Origin of the sequence: Nocardiopsis camelliae, assembly GCF_028993595.1 — a bacterium.
In the GTDB taxonomy this organism is placed as follows: Bacteria; Actinomycetota; Actinomycetes; order Streptosporangiales; family Streptosporangiaceae; genus Nocardiopsis; species Nocardiopsis dassonvillei.
On record NZ_CP118614.1, the window covers coordinates 4,924,553 to 4,940,735 of the forward strand.

Genomic DNA, 16,183 nt, shown 5'->3' on the forward strand with positions numbered 1-16,183 from the left:
ACCCCCTGTAAGCACCATGTGAGAACAGAACGTAGCAGCGCCGTGACAGGGCTGTCCGGAAAACGCGCAAAGCCGTGGAGCAGGGGGATACGCGTCCTGTCGGGGACGGCCCGGACCGCTAGACTCGGGGGCCGTGGTGCCCGGCGGGGGCCTTCGCGAGGTCCCGAGCATCCAGCCGCACCGGGCCGCACCGAGTTGCACCAAGGGGACATGAGCGCCGATGGGATGGCGAGACCGTTTCGGACTCCGCAAGGCCAACCGCAAGGGCAAGGCCCGTTTCGACCGGGATGCCGAGGATTCGGACATCAAGGCGCTGATCGAGTTCGCCAAGAGCAGGGTGGGCGTGGAGTTCTTCGTCGAACCGGAGACCTTCGCCACGCGGGCCACGGCGGTCGCGGTCGCGACGGACGGCGAGTGGATCCGCCGCCGGTGCGGTTCGCCGGACGTGATCCGCAAGGTGGCCCGGAACCTGGCGGCCCCGGCCTACGACGTGCAGATCGTCGGCTACCCGCAGCGGATGCGCGACTGGAGCGCACGCAACAAGCGCGGCCTGTCACTGGACGAGTGAGGGCGCGCGGGCGTACTGGGCGAGGGTAAGACTCGCCACACCGACACGCCGTTGGGGACGGTCCGAAACCCGCGACCGGGTCATTTTGGGCATTGATGACGAGTCCTTGCCGCGACTTCCTCGCAGAACGGGTTCCCTAACGGGCTTCATCCGTCGCATACTCGCCTCGGAGGGGGGACTCTGATGAAGCAGGATCTCACGGCCCTGTGCTGCGACTGCGGCACGATTCGCGAGGTGAGCGACTACCAGAGTGTGGGCGAGGCGCAGTCCGCCTACGGACTGGCCCGCTGCGTCGTCTGGCGCAAGTGCCGCACCTGCGGCTACCGCACCTACCACGCCTACATGCGCGCCGACGAGGACCGCGACGAGCTGGAGGACGCCCTGCGGCTGGACGGCGCCCTGGCGGCCGAGGCCCTCGACGAGGAGGTGGAGCAGCTGCGGCTGTGCGGGGTCGAGGTCGGGCACGCCCCCGTCCCGGCCATCTGGGACGGCCAGTCCGTGGGCATGGTGACCCAGCGGCTGACCGACCGCGCCTACTCGATCGTGCTGGACCCCGAGGCGTCCGTGGTCTCCCGGCTCAAGCTCATCGACATGATGTGGAACGAGCTCTTGGTGGGCGAGCACGACGACCGCTGGTTCATCCAGGAGGCGGAGGACGACGAGTCCCCCGCGTACGCGGTCCGGCTGTTCGGCTACCGCACGCGCGGCTGAGACCGGACCGCGCTCGCGCGACACGGCCCCGGAGCCCTACCCGGCGGCGGGTTCGGGCTGGCCCGCGAGGCGGCGCAGCGCCGACCTGGCCACCGCCGGATCGGTGGTCCCCCAGTAGGGCGGCAGGGAGGCGCGCAGGAAGCCGCCGTAACGGGCCTTGGCCAGGCGCGGGTCCAGGACGGCGATGACCCCCCGGTCCTCGGTGGAGCGCAGCAGGCGCCCGGTGCCCTGGGCGAGCAGCAGGGCGGCGTGGGTGGCGGCCACCGACAGGAAGCCGTTGCCCCCGTGCGCGGCGACCGCGCGCTGGCGCGCGGAGGCCAGCGGATCGTCGGGCCGCGGGAAGGGGATGCGGTCCACGATCACCAGGGACAGCGAGGGTCCGGGCACGTCCACGCCCTGCCACAGGGACAGGGTGCCGAACAGGCAGGACCGCTCCTCCTCGGCGAAGCGGCGCACCAGCTGCCCGGTGGAGTCCTCACCCTGGCACAGGATCGGCTGGTCCAGGCGTTCGCGGAGCTCCTCGGCGGCCTGCTGGGCGGCGCGCATGGAGGAGAACAGCCCCAGCGCGCGGCCGTCGGCGGCCTCGATGAGTCCGCTGATCTCGTCCAGGTAGGCGGGTGCGAGGCCGTCGCGGCCGGGCGGCGGCAGGTGGGTGGCCACGTAGAGGATGCCGCGGCGGGCGTGCTCGAAGGGGGAGCCGACGTCCAGCGCGCGCCAGCGGGGCTCCCCGGCCGCGCGGTGCGGCCCGTCCTCGTCGTCGGTGCCGTCCCCGTCCGGGGGTCCGTCCGGCTCGGGCCCGCGGCCCGCGGCGGCGCGTTCGGCGGCCTCCTGGACCACCTCGCGGCCCAGGCCCCACTGGTTGGCCAGCGAGGTGAAGGAGCCGCCCAGGGTGAGGGTGGCGGAGGTCAGCACCACGGTGCGGTCGCCGAAGAGCTTCTCGCGCAGCAGTCCGCCCACGCCGAGCGGGGCGACGTGGAGCGCGGGTTGGCGTCCGGGGGTCTTGGTCAGCCAGACGACCTCGGTGCGGTCGCGCAGGGCGGGTTCGAAGGACTCCAGGACGCGCACGGCGGTGTCGTGCACCTCGCCGAGCGCGGCCAGGGCCAGGCGGCGGTCGCTGGCGCCGTCCGGGTCCAGCTCCCCGGGTGAGGGGCCGATGGCGGTGACGCAGGCCGAGGCGGCGTCGCGGGTGGCGGCGACCGCGTTGGCCAGGGCGTCGTCGATGTGGTCCAGGCGCCCGTCGGGCGACTCGGTGAACATCAGGGCGAGGCCGTCGGCGCACTCGGTGAGGCGTTCGCTGATCCCGGGTTCGACCAGGCGGGCGGCGCGCTTGGCCGCGGCGTTGACGGTGCGCTCGCCCAGGACGCCGGTGGCCACGGAGGTGGCGCGGTCGACGAGTTCGTGCGCCTCGTCGATCATGATCGTGTTGTGCTCGGGCAGGATGTGGTAGCCCTGCGACATGTCGATGGAGAGCATGGCGTGGTTGGTGACCACCACGTCCACGCCCTGGGTGGCCTCGCGGGCGAACTCGGCGAAGCACTCCTGGCCGAAGGGGCAGATCCGGGCGCCCATGCACTCGTTGGCGGCCACCGACACCTGGCGCCAGGCCAGGTCGCTGACGCCGGGGACGAGTTCGTCGCGGTCGCCGGTGACGGTGTCCTCGGCCCACTCGTGCAGGCGGGCCACCTGTCGGCCCAGCGAGGAGAGCTGGCGCGGGTCGAACAGCTCGGTGTCCTCGGCCTCCTCGCCGGCGGTCTGGAGCCGGTTGCGGCACAGGTAGTTGCGGCGGCCCTTGAGCACGGCGAACGTGGGCTCGCGGGACAGCATCGGCGCGAGGGCCCCGGCCAGGCGGGGCAGGTCGCGCTCGATGAGCTGGTTCTGCAGGGCGATGGTGGCGGTGGAGACCACCACGGTGCTCTCCTTGGCCATGGCGTGTCTGATCGCGGGCACCAGGTAGGCCAGGGACTTTCCGGTGCCGGTACCGGCCTGGACCACCAGGTGTTCGCGCTTGTCGACCGCCTCGGCCACGGCACCGGCCATGGTCGCCTGGCCCTCGCGGCGGCTGCCGCCCAGGGCGGCGACGGCCGCGTCGAGCAGGGTGGGGACGTCGGGGAGATCTGCCACGGATCGACAGTACCGGCCGCGGAGGACAGGGCGGGCGTTGTCCACAGGCGGGATCGGCCGGAGGCGCTCAGCCCATCGCGGCCAGCAGCTCGTCCAGTGCGTCCATGGACTGCTTCAGGCCGTACTCCATGCCGGACTCGACCATGCCGTCGCGGTCCTCGACGCTCTGGAACACGGTGGTCGACGTGTAGAGGGTGCGCCCGTCCCCCTCCTCCAGGGTGGTGGTCTCCAGGCACACGTGTCCGGGCATGCCCTCGAACTCGAAGGTCTGCACGAAGCGCTCGGGCGCGACGACGTCGTGGACCACGCCGTGGAAGGCGTACTCCCGGCCGTCGGGGGCGCGCTCGACGAACCTCCAGGAACCGCCCCGGCGCAGGTCCGCGCGGTCGATGACGGTCTCGTTCTCCTTGAGCCCCCACCAGCGGGCGAGGTGCTCGGCTTCGGTCATGGCCCTGAACACCACGCCGCGGGGCGCGTCGAAGCTGCGCGTGACGACGATGTCGTGCTGCCCGGGCTCGGCGATCACCGTGAGGTCGCTCATGACTGCTCTCCTGTGGTCTGTGTCTGCTGGATCCGGCGGATCTCCGCGTCGAGCCGGTCGAAGCGGTCCTCCCACTGGCGGTGGTAGCGCTCGATCCACCCGGTCGCCTCCTCCAGGGGGGCGGTCTCCAGTCGGCAGGGGCGCCACTGCGCGTCGCGGCCCCGGCTGACCAGGCCCGCCCGCTCCAGCACCTTCAGGTGCCGGGAGACCGCCTGGAGGCTGATGGGGAACGGTTCCGCCAGCTCGTTGACGGTGGCCTCACCCTCGGCGAGCCTCGCCAGCAGCGCCCGACGGGTCGGGTCGGCCAGTGCGGCGAACGTGAGACTCAACGGGTCGGTCGCCATCTGCGTATTCAACTTTCCTGTTAATCAACCGATGCGTTGATTATGACCCATGACACACCAACGAGTCAAGAGAGAAGAACCGCTTCGGCCCCGACCACAGGGGGCGTCTCGGGGCGAAGCCCCGCGCCGGGGGAGAACGCCCCACCCACCCCGCCGAACACCACGACCCCGACCACAGGGGGGTACCTCGGGGGGTTCGGGGGGTTCGGGGGGTCTCCCCCCGGTAAACGCAAAGGGCGACCCGGCGAGCGCGTTCACGCGCGAGCAGGGTCGCCCTTCGTCCGTGGAGCTATGGGGATTCGAACCCCAGACCTCCTCCATGCCATGGAGGCGCGCTACCAACTGCGCCATAGCCCCGTGTGCTTTTCGGCAACGATTCGAGTCTATCGGACGTGTGGGGGTGGGATGACCAGCCGCAGTGTCGGCCGGCCCACACACCCCCGCGCGCTCCGGGACGGCCGGGACGCCCGTCCAGGCCCCTCTTCAACCACCCCCGGGCGGGGCACATGAGAGGACATGAGCGACAGACCACGACAGAACCCGGTCGAAACCCTGGTCCGCTGGGAGGACCACGGCGCCGTGTGGCGGGTGGTGGGGCGGACCGCCTCCGAGGTGACGGTGGCCCTGTGCCGGTGCGACGGGGGCGAGGAGGTGGAGCGCCTGACCTCGGGCGATCCGGGCCTCCTCGCCTTCGTGGACGAACGGCTCAGTCCTCCTCCGCCAGCTTCCTGATCGCCTCCAGCCTGCGGTCCCAGACCCGCGCGACGCGCTGGAGATCGCGCCCCAGCTCGCTCAGGCGCGCCCCGACCGGGCGGTGCACCACCTCGCGGCCGCGCCGCTCGGACTCGACCAGGCCGACTCCGCGCAGGACCTCCAGGTGCTTGACGATGGCCTGGCGGCTGATCGGCAGTTCTTCGGCGAGTGCCGAGGCCGACGCGGGCGCGCGGCCCAGCCGGACCAGGATGCTCCAGCGCGTCTCGTCGCCCAGGGCCGCGAACGCGGTGGCCTCGCCGGTCACGGCTCCGCCGTCCGCGCCAGGTGTCCGACGAGGGCTGCGAGGCCTCCGGACCACCCCTCGGTCTCCGTGGCGACGTTGTCGGGGACGGTTCCCAGGCGCGCGGCGAGGGCGTCGAACCCGCTCTGGGTGACGGTGAGCAGCGAGCCCTTCCCGGACTCGCGGACGCGCAGTGTGACCAGGGTGCTGTCGTCCTCCCCCGGTTCGGTGTCGGGCTCGGCCGCGACGCGGTACGAGAAGAGGGTCGGTTCCTCGACGGCGACGACGCGTCCGCGGAAGGTGCCGTGCTCCTCCCAGCGCAGTTCCATCGCCGCTCCGGGCACGGCCTCGAAGTCGGCGCCGCCGAAGGCGTACCAGGCGGCGAAGTGCCGGGGTTCGGTGAGCACCGGCCAGAGCCCGGCGGGGGCGGCGTCCACGTGCACGGACCGCTCGACGGTCGCGGGGTCGAGGTAGGACCGCGCGGCCGCGAGCTCCAGTTCCCAGCCCGAGGTGGTCTCCTCCAGGAGTCTGCGCCGTTCGGCCTCGGAGTCGCTCAGCGTGGAGAAGCCGCTCTCCGCGACGCGCAGGGTCACCCCTCCCCCGTCGCGCTCCAGGATCCAGAACTCCACGAGCGCGGAACCCTCCCCCTCGCGGGCGAGCCAGCGGAAGGCGGCGTAGGAGTGGGGCCGGAGCTTCTCGGTGCGCACCCGGAAGGTTCCGTGGACGGGGTCGTGCACGACGTCCACGTCGCCGTCCCGTTCGGTCTCGTGGTCGATGATCGCGCCGTCGTTGATCATCCAGCCCGGTCGCGTCACCAGCTCCCAGACGCGTTCGGGCGGCGCCGCGATGTCCACCTGCCGTTCGACCCGGTCCAGCGTCTCGTCCATGGCTCTTCTCCGATCCCTTGATGTGCAACGCCATGGTTGCACCCAAGCCACCCGTGGTGCGACCTCATGGTTGCGCAAGGCCGCGCGCGGCCGGGTGCGGCGAGTTCACGCATGTGCGACGGTCACTGTCCCGAACGGGCCGAAACCCCAGCCCAGGGTGGTGGCCTCCACCCGCGACGCCCCGGCGGCGCGCAGGAGGCCATCGATGCGCTCCCGGGTCCGCAGCACGGAGCCGGTGACCGCGAGACTCGTCAGGGCGTGCTCGGCGGCATGGTCGTCGGCGGCGGCCTTGTCGGACGTGCGTTCGGCGAGCACCAGGGCGGGGCCCGCGGCGAACGCGGCGCGCAGCAGCGGGAGCGCCTCCTCGTCGGATCGGCCCTCCAGGGCGCCGACGAGGACGGCGCAGTCGTGTGCGGGCCAGGCGGGGTCGGCGTCGCCCGGCAGCTGCACGGTGCGCCCGCGCGCGAGGTGCGAGGCGACGAACGGGGCCGCGTCGCCGAAGACGGCGAGGGTGCGCGCGCCCGCGACCGGGGCGGTCCGCGCGAGCGGTTCGAGTACGTACTGGAGGTCGTCCGCGGCGCGGTCGTGGTGGACGCCGTCCAGCACTCCGTCGGCCGCCCGGCGCTCACGCCACGACGACGCGCCCAGGCGCGGCGAGGGACGGCCCGAGCGCAGCACGTCGAGGAGGTCGATCAACCCGAGCGCCTCGCGGTTGGCCGGGTTGTCGAGCGAGAGGCCCTCGACCGCCGACTCCTCCATGAGGACGCCGCCGCGGGCCGTGTTGCGGTAGCGGTCGCCGTCCCGCTCCACCAGTCCCAGCGCGGACATCGCGTCGAGCAGGGGTGCGAGCCGGGTCGGCTCCACGCCGGTCTCGCGGGCGATCCCGTCGCGGGTCGAGACGCCGTAGGCGATGAGCGGGCCGATGCCGAGCGTGACGGCGACGCGCGTGATGATCGGCGGCGCCAGCTCGGTCATCTCGTGCACCTCGTGGAGCAGCTCGGCGGGGGTCGTGCCGCCGGTGTCGGCGGGAACGAGGCGCTCGGCGTCGTCACGCTGCGCGCTGTCGTCCGTGCTCCTGGGCCTGCGCCAGTACCCGACGACCTCGACGTCCTCCTTCGGGAGCCCCAAGTCCCCGCGCAGGTAGCGGCGGATGGGGGCGATGGTCATCGCCTCGCCGCCGACCCAGGCGTAGACGCGCTGGTCCGGCACCGCCACGCGCCGCACCGCGTCGAACAGCCGCGTGCCCGTGCCCGCGGGGAGTCCGCCGCGCACGAGCCACTCGACGCTGACGTCCGCGGCGGTCGGGATGTCCTGGCGGTCGGCCTCGGTCGGGACCTCGACGATCACGTGCCCGCGCGTGCCCTCGGGGGCCTCCTCCAGCCAGCGGCCGATCGCCGGGAGCGCCGTCTCGTCTCCGGCCAGCAGGTGCCACTCGGCCTCGTCGTTGCGCAGGGCGCACGACTTGGGGCCCGCGAAGTGGATCCGGTCCCCCGGCCGCGCGCGGAACGCCCAGGCCGCGGCCAGGCCGTGGTCGTGGCGCACGACGTCGATGTCGAAGGTGTTCGCCTCCGGGTCGTACGAGCGCACCGTGTAGTCGCGGGTCAGGGCGAGCACCTCGGGGTTCCACGCGAACCGCTTCTCCTCCTGCGTGCCGACGTGCGGCAGCGGGCCGTCGGTCGGCGGGATGACCAGCTTCACGTGGTCGTCGAACCCGTCCGAGCGGAACGCGGGGCGTTCGAAGCCCCCGCCCATCCTCCCCGCGGTGAGATCGTCTCCCGTCAGAGTGATCCGGCGCATGTTCGGGGTGACGTCGACGACGCGGGCCACCTCCGCGCGGCGCAGCACGATGGGGTGGATCCGGAGGGGCCGTGAGGTGCGGGGCATGAGAACTCCTGAGGGAAGCCTTGGCACAAGCCAGGTGAGGCTAACCTAACCGCCGATGCCGCAGCGCAACCGCCCCCCGCAAGTGGATCGACGCCGGAACCGCACACGGGACTCGGCCGCACCCAGCCGCAGGAGCCCGGAGGCGAAACCTCACGTCGCAAGGGAGTGCCCACCCACCCCACCGATCACCGCCACCCCGACCGCAGGGGGGTACCTCGGGGGGTTCGGGGGGTCTCCCCCGAAAAGCACGAAGGGCGACCCGGCGAGCGCGTTCACGCGCGAGCAGGGTCGCCCTTCGACCGTGGAGCTATGGGGATTCGAACCCCAGACCTCCTCCATGCCATGGAGGCGCGCTACCAACTGCGCCATAGCCCCTTGTATGCCGGGCGGTTCCCCCGCTCGGCGATGGAATTACTGTACCGGAGGTTGGGAGTGGGTTGCGACCTCGGGGCTCTCGGGTGGACGTGCGGTGGCCGGTTTCCGCGCCGAATACCCTGGAGTGGTGCCCGAATCAAAGCTTGAGATCCAGATGCTCCACGACCGCCTGCTGGTGAAGTCGGTCCCGGACAGGACCGAGCGGCGCAGCAGCGCCGGCCTGGTCATCCCGGACACGGTGAAGCTGGCGACCAGGCTCGCGTGGGGAGAGGTCGTCGGCGCCGGGACCAGCGCCCGCCACGTCAAGACCGGGGACCGGGTGCTCTTCGATCCCGAGGAGCAGGGCGAGGTCGAGCTGAACGGCGAGCGTTACGTGATCCTGCGCGAGCGCGACGTGCACGCCGTGGCCAACGAGGCCCCCGAGCGCGGCACCGGCCTGTACCTGTAGCCCCCTCCCCCGGCGGGTTACCCGACTTCCTCGACGCGCCGCCCGGGGCGGACACCCGGCTTCGCGCGGCTCCGGGTCAGTCGGCCGCGCCGTCGCGGCCGGGGTTGGCGATGGCCTTGGTCAGCGAGTGCACGCACAGGTTGAGGGACTCGTAGGCGGGCGTGCGGCTGGCGCTCACGTAGGCCCAGGCCGCGTAGAGCCCTGCCCACAGGAGTTGCTGCGTCCACACCGGGGTGATCCTGGGGTCGATGCTGCCGTCGGCGTGGCCGCGCTCGACGAGGGCGAACAGGGCCCGGTCAGCCTCCCCGCACTCCTCCTCCAGCATCTCGTCCCAGGAGTCGTCGGCCCCGAAGGCCAGCATGACGACCTTCTGGAGCCCGAAGTACTCGGGCACCAGGCGCCGGAAGGCCTCCAGTCCGGTTCCCTCGGTGGTGCGCGCCCGCTCGGTGGCCTCGTTGATGAGCTCGTCGGCGTACTCGCCGAGGGCGCACACCAGGTCGGCGCGTTCGGCGAAGTAGCGCTGGAGCGTGCTGCGCGCCACGCCCGCGGTTCTGGCCACCTGGGACAGGGGCGCCGAGGAGTTCTCCCCGAGCACCTCCACCGCCGCTTCGAGGATCGCGCGCCGGGTCCGGGCGCGCGTCCTCGTCTCTTCGTCTGAGGGAGCGCTCTTCACCATGCCCTCATCCTAAGCTTGTCGGTAATTGGTTGACAATAATCGGTCGCCTATGACCTACTTTAAAACATGACTGATCCATCCAAAGTAGACACCGACTCGAAACCGGGTGTGCCCGAACCCCGGTTCGCCCAGCTCCGGGTGCTGTGGTCGTTCGTGCGCCCGCACCGGAACAAGCTGGCGCTGGGCCTGGTGCTGGCCCTGTTCGGCTCGGCGCTCGAACTCGCCAACCCGATGGTGATCAAGCTGGTCCTGGACACCGTCTCCGGCGGGGGCGGCCTACTCGTGCCGATCGCCCTGCTGCTGGGCCTGTTCGTGCTGGGCACAGTGTCCGGCCTGTGGCACTGGATCCTCCTCGGCACCGTCGCCGAGAAGGTGGTGCTGGACGCGCGCACCTCGCTGGTGCGCCGCTACTTCCGCGCCGCGCTCATCCCGCTGTCGCGCCGCTCCTCCGGCGAGCTCGTCACCCGGGCGACCTCCGACACGGTCCTGCTGCGCGAGGCCGCCTCCAGCAGCGTCATCAGCCTCATCAACGGCGGCGTGCTGCTGGTGGGAACGCTGGTCATGATGGGCGTGCTGGACCTGTTCCTGCTCACGGTCACCTTCGTCGCGGTGCTCGTGGTCACCGTCCTGTTCCTGACGCTGATGCCCGCCCTGGCCAAGGCGCAGGAGAGGGCGCAGAACTCCCTGGGCCTGATGGGCGGCATGCTCGACGGCGCGCTGCGCGCGGTGCGCACGGTCAAGGTCAGCCGGGCCGAGGAGCGCCTGAGCGGCCAGATCCTCGAACACGCGCGGGAGTCCGCGCGGCACGGCGTGCGCTCGGTGCGGCGCGAGGCGGTCGCCTGGACGATCGCGTTCAGCGGGATCCAGCTCGCCATCATCTCCATCCTGGGCGTGGGCGCGCTGCGGGTGTCATCGGGCGCGATCGAGGTCTCCACCCTCATCGCCTTCCTGCTCTACGCGTTCACCCTTATGACCCCGGTCATGGAGCTGTCCCAGAGCGTCACCACCCTCCAGTCGGGCGTGGCCGCGGCCAGGCGCATCCGCGAGGTGGAGGCCATCCCGCTCGAACCCTCCTCCGAGGCGGCGGACGCGGACGCGCCGGTCCCCTCCCCGGACGGGGACCGCCCGGGCGCGCTGCTGGAACTGCGCGGGGTCACCGCCCGTTACGCGCCCGGCGCCGAGTCCGCGCTGGACGGCGTGGACCTGTCCGTCCCCCGGCGCGGGCACACCGCGATCGTGGGGCCCTCCGGCGCGGGCAAGACCACCGTGTTCTCGCTGCTGCTGCGCTTCCTCGAACCCGAGGAGGGGCAGCTGTTCCTGGACGGGACCCCCTACCGGGAGCTCACCCCCGGGCAGGTGCGCGGCCGCTTCGCCTACGTGGAGCAGGACACACCGGTCATCCCCGGCACCATCCGGGAGAACCTGCTGTTCAGCCGCCCCGACGCCACCGAGGACGAGGTGCGCCGGGTCCTGGGCCAGGTGCGGCTGGCCGACAAGATCGACGCCCTGGAGGAGGGACTGGACACCCCGCTGGACGCCACGTCCTTCTCCGGCGGCCAGCGCCAGCGCATCGCCCTGGCCCGCGCCCTGCTGCGCTCGCCGGACATGCTGCTGCTGGACGAGGCCACCTCGCAGGTGGACGCGATCACCGAGGCCGCCATCACGGAGAGCGTGCGCGCCCACGCCGCGCGGGCGGCCGTGGTGACCATCGCGCACCGGCTGTCCACCGTGATCCACGCCGACACCATCGTGCTGATGGAGGACGGGCGGGTGCGGGCCAGGGGCACTCACCGGGAGCTGATGGACCGGGACGACCTGTACCGGGAGCTCGTCACGGCACTGCACATCGCCGAGACCGGGGCTGCCGAACCCGGCGGTGACCGGACCGAGGCGGACCAGGTGACGCCGGTCACGTGAGCGCACGGTAGCATCCGGCCAGAACCGGTGGCGCGAACGGTTCGACGGCCGCGGCCGCGGGGGCACACCTGCCCGCGGCCCGGTCCGTCCTCTTCTTCCGTCCCGTGCGCCGTGCCCCGCGGTGCCCGTACCCGGCGCCGCGGCGCCAGCGAGGGAACCATGACCGACTTCGCCCAGTACCAGGACGGCGTCTACGCCGATGCGACCAACGGCATCCTGCCCGGGCTGCCCTACCACCACGAGGACCTGCGCGACCTGGCCGAGAGGGCCATGGAGCCGGGTCCGTTCGGCTACGTGGAGGGCGGTGCGGGACGGGAGCGCACCGCCCGCGCCAACGTGGACGTGTTCGCCCGCTACGCGCTGCGCCCGCGCAGCCTGCGGCCGGGGGCCGAGGGGGCCGGGGGTCTGGGGGTCACCCTGTTCGGCAGGGAGTACGCCACACCGCTGCTGACCGCGCCGATCGGTGTCCTGGAGCAGGTGCACGGGGAGGCGGAGCTCGCCGTGGCCGAGGGCGCCAACGCCGTGGGGGTGCCGATGGTGCTGTCCACGGCCGCCTCCACCCCGATGGAACGGGTCGCCGAGGCGGTCGACTCCTGGTGGTACCAGCTGTACTGGCCCGGCGACGACGCGCTGGCCGAGTCGTTCGTGCGGCGGGCGGAGGCCGCGGGGGCGGAGGCGGTGGTCGTCACCGCGGACACCAAGCGGCTGGGGTGGCGGCCCCGCGACCTGGCGCTGGGCCACCTGCCGTTCCTGCGCAGCCAGGGCACGGCGAACTACTTCAGCGACCCGGAGTTCCGTTCCCGGCTCAAGGCCGACCCGGAGCCGGGCGGGGTGTTCACCGAGGCGGTGTTCCACTTCCTGGGCGCGTTCGCCAGCAGGTCCCTGAGCACCGACAACATCGCCCGCATCCGCCGGTGGACGGACCTGCCGGTGCTGGTCAAGGGCGTCGTGCGCGGGGACGAGGCCGCCGACCTGGTGGCGGCGGGCGTGGACGGGATCGTGGTCAGCAACCACGGCGGCCGTCAGGTCGACAACGCCGTGGCGGCGCTGGACGCCCTGCCCGAGGTGGTGGACGCGGTCGGCGACCGCGCCACGGTGCTGTTCGACTCGGGTGTGCGCTCGGGCGCCGACGTGGCCGTGGCGATGGCGCTGGGGGCCGAGGCCGTGCTGCTGGGGCGGCCGTGGGTGTACGGGCTGGCCGTGGGCGGCGCCGCGGGCGTGGAGCACGTGCTGCGCGCGACGCTGGCGGAGCTGCAGATCACCGCCGAGCTGATGGGCAAGGACGCGGCGGACCTGGACGGGAGCGACGTCGTGCGCCGCTGACCCGTGTCCGGGCGGCCGCCCGGACACGGAGCCGGTCCCGGAGGCGCGGTGCGCTCCCGGGACCGGTCCGCTTCCTTCCGGTGGTGCTGTCAGCCCTTGACGGCTCCGGAGGTCAGGCCCGCCACGATCCTGCGTTGCAGGACCAGGGCGAAGATGATCAGCGGGACCGACACCAGGACCGAAGCGGCCATGATCTGGCCGATCGGGTTCTCGTAGCCGACCCGCTGGAAGGTCGCCACGAAGACCGGGACCGTCTGCACGTTCAGGTCGTTCGGGGCGAAGGAGAAGGCCAGCAGGAACTCGTTGGTGGCGTACACGAAGGTCAGGATGGCCGCCGCTCCCACGCCCGGCGCCGCCAGCGGCGCCACCACGCGCAGGAAGGCCTGGAACGGGGTGGCCCCGTCCACCTTCGCCGACTCCTCGATCTCCTTGGGGATGCCCGCGAAGAACGTGGTGAGGATGAAGACGGCCAGCGGCAGGGTCAGCGCCACGTACGGGATGATCATGCCGGCGAAGGAGTTGAGCAGGTTGATCCCGGTCCACTCGTTGAGCTGCAGGTACATCTGGTAGAGCGGGTTGACCAGCGCCACCGGCGGGAACAGGGTCGCGACCAGGGTGGCGGCCAGGATCGCGAACTTGCCGGCCAGCGGCAGCCGGGCCAGGGCGTAGCCCGCCAGCGAGGCCACCGGGACGCAGATCAGCGTGGTCACCGTCGCCACGATCAGCGAGTTGCGCAGCGCGAACTGGAAGCCCTGGTCGAAGATCTCCCGGTAGTTGCTGAAGTCGAAGGGCCCCTGGAAGATGTTCGGGTCGGTGATCGCCGCCGATCCCGACCGCAGGCTGGTCATCCCCATCCACAGGAACGGGAACAGGCACCACAGCAGCACCACGGCCAGCCCGAGCAGCTTGAGGGTGTTGCCCACCGCCGGGTGGACGCGTCGGCGCGGCTTGTGCACCGACCCGCTCGGCCTCACCGTCTCGGCCGTCATCGCTTCTCCTTCCGCGGCGCCTCACCGATCATGTGGCGGCCCATCCGGCTGATGAAGGCCAGGCCGACGAGCATGACGATGACGAACGTGACCGTGGACAACGCGTTGGCGTAGCCCAGGTCCGGGTCCCGGACCAGGTAGCGCTGCGCGTAGACCGACAGGGTGGCCAGCGAGTTCGAGTAGCCGGTGAACACGTACGCGAAGTCGAACATGCGCAGGGCGTCCACGGTGCGGAACAGCAGGGCCACGACGATGGACGGGCGCAGCAGCGGCAGGGTGATGTTCCAGAAGCGCTGGAGCGCGTTGGCCCCGTCCACCCTGGCCGCCTCGTAGTAGTCCTTCGGGATGGTCTGGAGGCCCGCGAGCAGCAGCAGGGCCACGAACGGCGCGGTCTTCCACACGTCGGCGCTGATGATGCCGACCATCGACCAGAACGGGTCGCGCAGCCAGTTGATGTCCGTGCCGAGGACGGCGTTCACGAAGCCCGGGTTGGGGTCGAACATGAACCGCCACACCTGCGCGGCCACGGCGGTCGGGATGACCCACGGGATCAGGATGACCGCGCGGGTCAGGCCGCGGCCGAGGAAGGCCTGGTGCATGATCAGCGCGAAGGCCATGCCGACGAGGAACTCCAGCGACACCGACGCCACCGTGAACACCAGGGTGTTCCAGACGGCGTTGAAGAAGCCGGAGTCGGTCAGGACGCGGACGTAGTTGTCGACGCCGGTGAACTCCTGGCGGAACCCCCGGATCTCGTAGAGGCTCATCCCGATCGCGTAGAAGACAGGGAAGAGCGCGATCACGGCCATGAAGGCGAACGACGGGGCGAGGAAGATCCGCCCCATCGCACGCTCACCCAGGCCCCTGCTCACGCGGACTCTCTGGGTCGTCGCCATGCGGCCTACTCTTGTTCGAGCGCGTCGTTGGCCGCCTGGTCCACCGCCTCCAGGGCCGTGCCGGGCTCCTCCTGGCCCCGGAAGGCGGGGTGCAGGTTGTCCTGCACGGCCAGGGACAGCGAGTTGTAGCCGGGCACCGGCGGGCGGGCCTGGGCCTGGGCGAGGATGTCGCCGAGCATCTGGAAGTCGGGGTCGTCGGTGTTCTCGTAGGCGCTCGCCATGGTCGGCGGCAGGCTGTTCTGGAGCAGGATGTCCTGCGCCTCGGGGTCGGTGGCCGCCCACAGGACGAACTCGCGGGCCAGGTCCTTGCTGTCGCTCAGCGTGCTGACCGCGTTGTTGAGGCCGCCCAGCGCGCTGGTGGTGCCCTCACCGGTGAAGGTGGGCAGCGGGGCGACCGCGAAGTCGTCCGCGACCGCGCTCTCCTCGTCGCCCTCGCCCGCCAGGAGCGGGATGGCGTAGGGCCAGTTGCGCATGTAGACGGCCTCGCCCGCCTGGAACAGGGCGCGGGCGTCGTCCTCGACCATGGTGTCGAAGCCGTCGGCGTAGAACCCGCTCTCGTAGGCCTCGGTCATGAAGTCCAGGGCCGTGGTGGCGGCGTCGCCCTCCAGGAAGGTGCTCTGCTCCTGGGCGTCGTCGAACAGCTGGCCGCCCGCGGACCAGTACAGCTCCAGGAAGTTGACGACGAAGCCCTCGTACTGGTCGCCCTGGCCGACGTAGGCGGAGATGCCCTCCTCCTCGGCGGCGGCCGTGCCGGTCTCGTAGAGCTCCTCCCAGGTCGTGGGGGGTTCCTCGACGAGGTCGGTGCGGTAGTAGAGGAACGCGCCGTTGGAGGAGTAGGGCAGCGCGTACAGCTCCTGCTGCCACTGGGAGCTGTCGACGGCCCCCTCCAGGCTGACGCCCTCGACCTCGCCGCGCAGGTCCTCCAGGCTCTCGACGTAGCCGTACTCGGCGAACTCACCGGTCCAGATGACGTCCAGGCCCAGGACGTCGAACTCCCCCGCCTGGTTCTGGAGGTCCTGGAACATGGCCTGGCGCTGCTCGTCGGCGGTGGGGGCCAGGAAGAAGATGTCGACCTGCTGGTCGGGGTTGTTCTCGTTCCACAGGCGCGCGACCTCCTCGTGGATCGCGCGGTCGGCTCCGGTGACCGCCCAGACGAACGCCGGGTCCTCGGCCAGGCCCGCGGTCTCGCCGCCCTCCCCCGCGGTCTCCTCCCCGGGGGGTTCGCCGCACGCGGTGGCCAGGGTGAGGCTCAGTGCGGCGAGCCCGGCAGCGCACGCGCGCACCGTGTACCCCTTCTGGTGTGAATGCACTGGCATGGCTCTCTCCTTACCGCGCCGGAAGGGTGTCCGGGCGCGCGGCGTCGAGTGTGTGCTGGGTCATCCCCCCGTGTTCGTGCGCAAACGATGCCACCGACTGTGTGACCTAGTCAACAGTGGACGCGTTTCGATATACGTCATGCACGGAAAGGAAAGGCGTGCCGTCCGAATCTCCTCATGAAAACGTTGCCAT

The 16,183-nt window shown here is 71.7% G+C and carries 16 protein-coding genes and 2 tRNA genes; 6 read left to right on the forward strand and 12 right to left on the reverse strand.

Annotation, left to right across the window (positions count from 1 at the left end; genetic code table 11):
• The first annotated feature begins 220 nt into the window (after positions 1 to 220).
• Both PV789_RS21475 and PV789_RS21480 read left to right on the forward strand, forming a co-directional pair.
• Entirely contained in the window at positions 221 to 568 is a 348-nt protein-coding gene (locus tag PV789_RS21475; protein ID WP_047870738.1) for a hypothetical protein, read from the forward strand.
• Between the two features lie 183 nt (positions 569 to 751).
• Positions 752 to 1,279 carry a DUF6315 family protein gene (locus PV789_RS21480; protein ID WP_047870739.1) on the forward strand — a complete coding sequence of 176 codons (528 nt, stop codon included), beginning with the start codon at positions 752 to 754 and terminating at the stop codon, positions 1,277 to 1,279.
• Positions 1,280 to 1,315: 36 nt separating this feature from the next.
• Here PV789_RS21480 and PV789_RS21485 read toward each other — a convergent pair whose 3' ends face one another.
• The 4 genes from PV789_RS21485 to PV789_RS21500 all read right to left on the reverse strand — a co-directional run bounded on the left by PV789_RS21485 (position 1,316) and on the right by PV789_RS21500 (position 4,642).
• Positions 1,316 to 3,400 carry an ATP-dependent DNA helicase gene (locus PV789_RS21485; protein WP_274974269.1) on the reverse strand — a complete coding sequence of 695 codons (2,085 nt, stop codon included), beginning with the start codon at positions 3,398 to 3,400 and terminating at the stop codon, positions 1,316 to 1,318.
• A gap of 67 nt (positions 3,401 to 3,467) precedes the next feature.
• Positions 3,468 to 3,941: an SRPBCC family protein gene (locus tag PV789_RS21490; protein ID WP_274974270.1), complete on the reverse strand. Its 474-nt coding sequence runs from the start codon at positions 3,939 to 3,941 to the stop codon at positions 3,468 to 3,470.
• Entirely contained in the window at positions 3,938 to 4,285 is a 348-nt protein-coding gene (locus PV789_RS21495; protein ID WP_212643269.1) for an ArsR/SmtB family transcription factor, read from the reverse strand. The genes PV789_RS21490 and PV789_RS21495 overlap by 4 nt, the downstream gene beginning before the upstream one ends.
• Positions 4,286 to 4,569: 284 nt before the next feature.
• Positions 4,570 to 4,642, reverse strand: a tRNA-Ala gene (locus PV789_RS21500).
• Between the two features lie 159 nt (positions 4,643 to 4,801).
• Between PV789_RS21500 and PV789_RS21505 the strand changes: the two genes are divergently transcribed.
• Positions 4,802 to 5,017 (forward strand): hypothetical protein, encoded by a 216-nt coding sequence (locus PV789_RS21505; protein ID WP_274974271.1) that lies wholly within the window; start codon positions 4,802 to 4,804, stop codon positions 5,015 to 5,017.
• On the opposite strand, the gene PV789_RS21510 is transcribed toward PV789_RS21505, so the two are convergent.
• The 4 genes from PV789_RS21510 to PV789_RS21525 all read right to left on the reverse strand — a co-directional run bounded on the left by PV789_RS21510 (position 4,992) and on the right by PV789_RS21525 (position 8,425).
• Entirely contained in the window at positions 4,992 to 5,303 is a 312-nt protein-coding gene (locus PV789_RS21510) for an ArsR/SmtB family transcription factor (protein WP_274974272.1), read from the reverse strand. The two genes, PV789_RS21505 and PV789_RS21510, sit on opposite strands and share 26 nt — an antisense overlap.
• Positions 5,300 to 6,166: an SRPBCC domain-containing protein gene (locus PV789_RS21515; RefSeq protein ID WP_274974273.1), complete on the reverse strand. Its 867-nt coding sequence runs from the start codon at positions 6,164 to 6,166 to the stop codon at positions 5,300 to 5,302. Before PV789_RS21515 ends, PV789_RS21510 begins: the two co-directional genes overlap by 4 nt.
• 105 nt (positions 6,167 to 6,271) lie before the next feature.
• The gene (locus PV789_RS21520) at positions 6,272 to 8,050 is read right to left on the reverse strand and encodes a siderophore-interacting protein (RefSeq protein ID WP_274974274.1); all 1,779 of its coding nucleotides are present in this window, start codon (positions 8,048 to 8,050) and stop codon (positions 6,272 to 6,274) included.
• Between the two features lie 302 nt (positions 8,051 to 8,352).
• Positions 8,353 to 8,425 (reverse strand) — tRNA-Ala (locus PV789_RS21525).
• A gap of 127 nt (positions 8,426 to 8,552) precedes the next feature.
• Between PV789_RS21525 and PV789_RS21530 the strand changes: the two genes are divergently transcribed.
• Complete coding sequence (locus PV789_RS21530) at positions 8,553 to 8,873, forward strand: GroES family chaperonin (protein WP_498047650.1); 321 nt, start codon at positions 8,553 to 8,555, stop codon at positions 8,871 to 8,873.
• A gap of 76 nt (positions 8,874 to 8,949) precedes the next feature.
• On the opposite strand, the gene PV789_RS21535 is transcribed toward PV789_RS21530, so the two are convergent.
• Positions 8,950 to 9,549 carry a TetR/AcrR family transcriptional regulator gene (locus tag PV789_RS21535; RefSeq protein ID WP_274974275.1) on the reverse strand — a complete coding sequence of 200 codons (600 nt, stop codon included), beginning with the start codon at positions 9,547 to 9,549 and terminating at the stop codon, positions 8,950 to 8,952.
• Positions 9,550 to 9,687: 138 nt separating this feature from the next.
• On the opposite strand from PV789_RS21535, the gene PV789_RS21540 reads away from it, so the two are divergent.
• Together PV789_RS21540 and PV789_RS21545 are read left to right on the forward strand one after the other, a co-directional pair.
• Positions 9,688 to 11,466: an ABC transporter ATP-binding protein gene (locus tag PV789_RS21540; RefSeq protein ID WP_274978205.1), complete on the forward strand. Its 1,779-nt coding sequence runs from the start codon at positions 9,688 to 9,690 to the stop codon at positions 11,464 to 11,466.
• A 159-nt stretch (positions 11,467 to 11,625) separates the two neighbouring features.
• Positions 11,626 to 12,789: an alpha-hydroxy-acid oxidizing protein gene (locus PV789_RS21545; RefSeq protein WP_274974276.1), complete on the forward strand. Its 1,164-nt coding sequence runs from the start codon at positions 11,626 to 11,628 to the stop codon at positions 12,787 to 12,789.
• An 89-nt stretch (positions 12,790 to 12,878) separates the two neighbouring features.
• Here PV789_RS21545 and PV789_RS21550 read toward each other — a convergent pair whose 3' ends face one another.
• From PV789_RS21550 to PV789_RS21560, 3 genes are read right to left on the reverse strand one after another with little or no spacing between them, the layout of a single operon-like run.
• Positions 12,879 to 13,778 carry a carbohydrate ABC transporter permease gene (locus PV789_RS21550; RefSeq protein WP_274974277.1) on the reverse strand — a complete coding sequence of 300 codons (900 nt, stop codon included), beginning with the start codon at positions 13,776 to 13,778 and terminating at the stop codon, positions 12,879 to 12,881.
• Complete coding sequence (locus PV789_RS21555; RefSeq protein WP_019609619.1) at positions 13,775 to 14,623, reverse strand: carbohydrate ABC transporter permease; 849 nt, start codon at positions 14,621 to 14,623, stop codon at positions 13,775 to 13,777. Before PV789_RS21555 ends, PV789_RS21550 begins: the two co-directional genes overlap by 4 nt.
• Before the next feature lie 56 nt (positions 14,624 to 14,679).
• Positions 14,680 to 15,990 (reverse strand): ABC transporter substrate-binding protein, encoded by a 1,311-nt coding sequence (locus PV789_RS21560; protein WP_274974278.1) that lies wholly within the window; start codon positions 15,988 to 15,990, stop codon positions 14,680 to 14,682.
• Between the last annotated feature and the right edge of the window lie 193 nt (positions 15,991 to 16,183).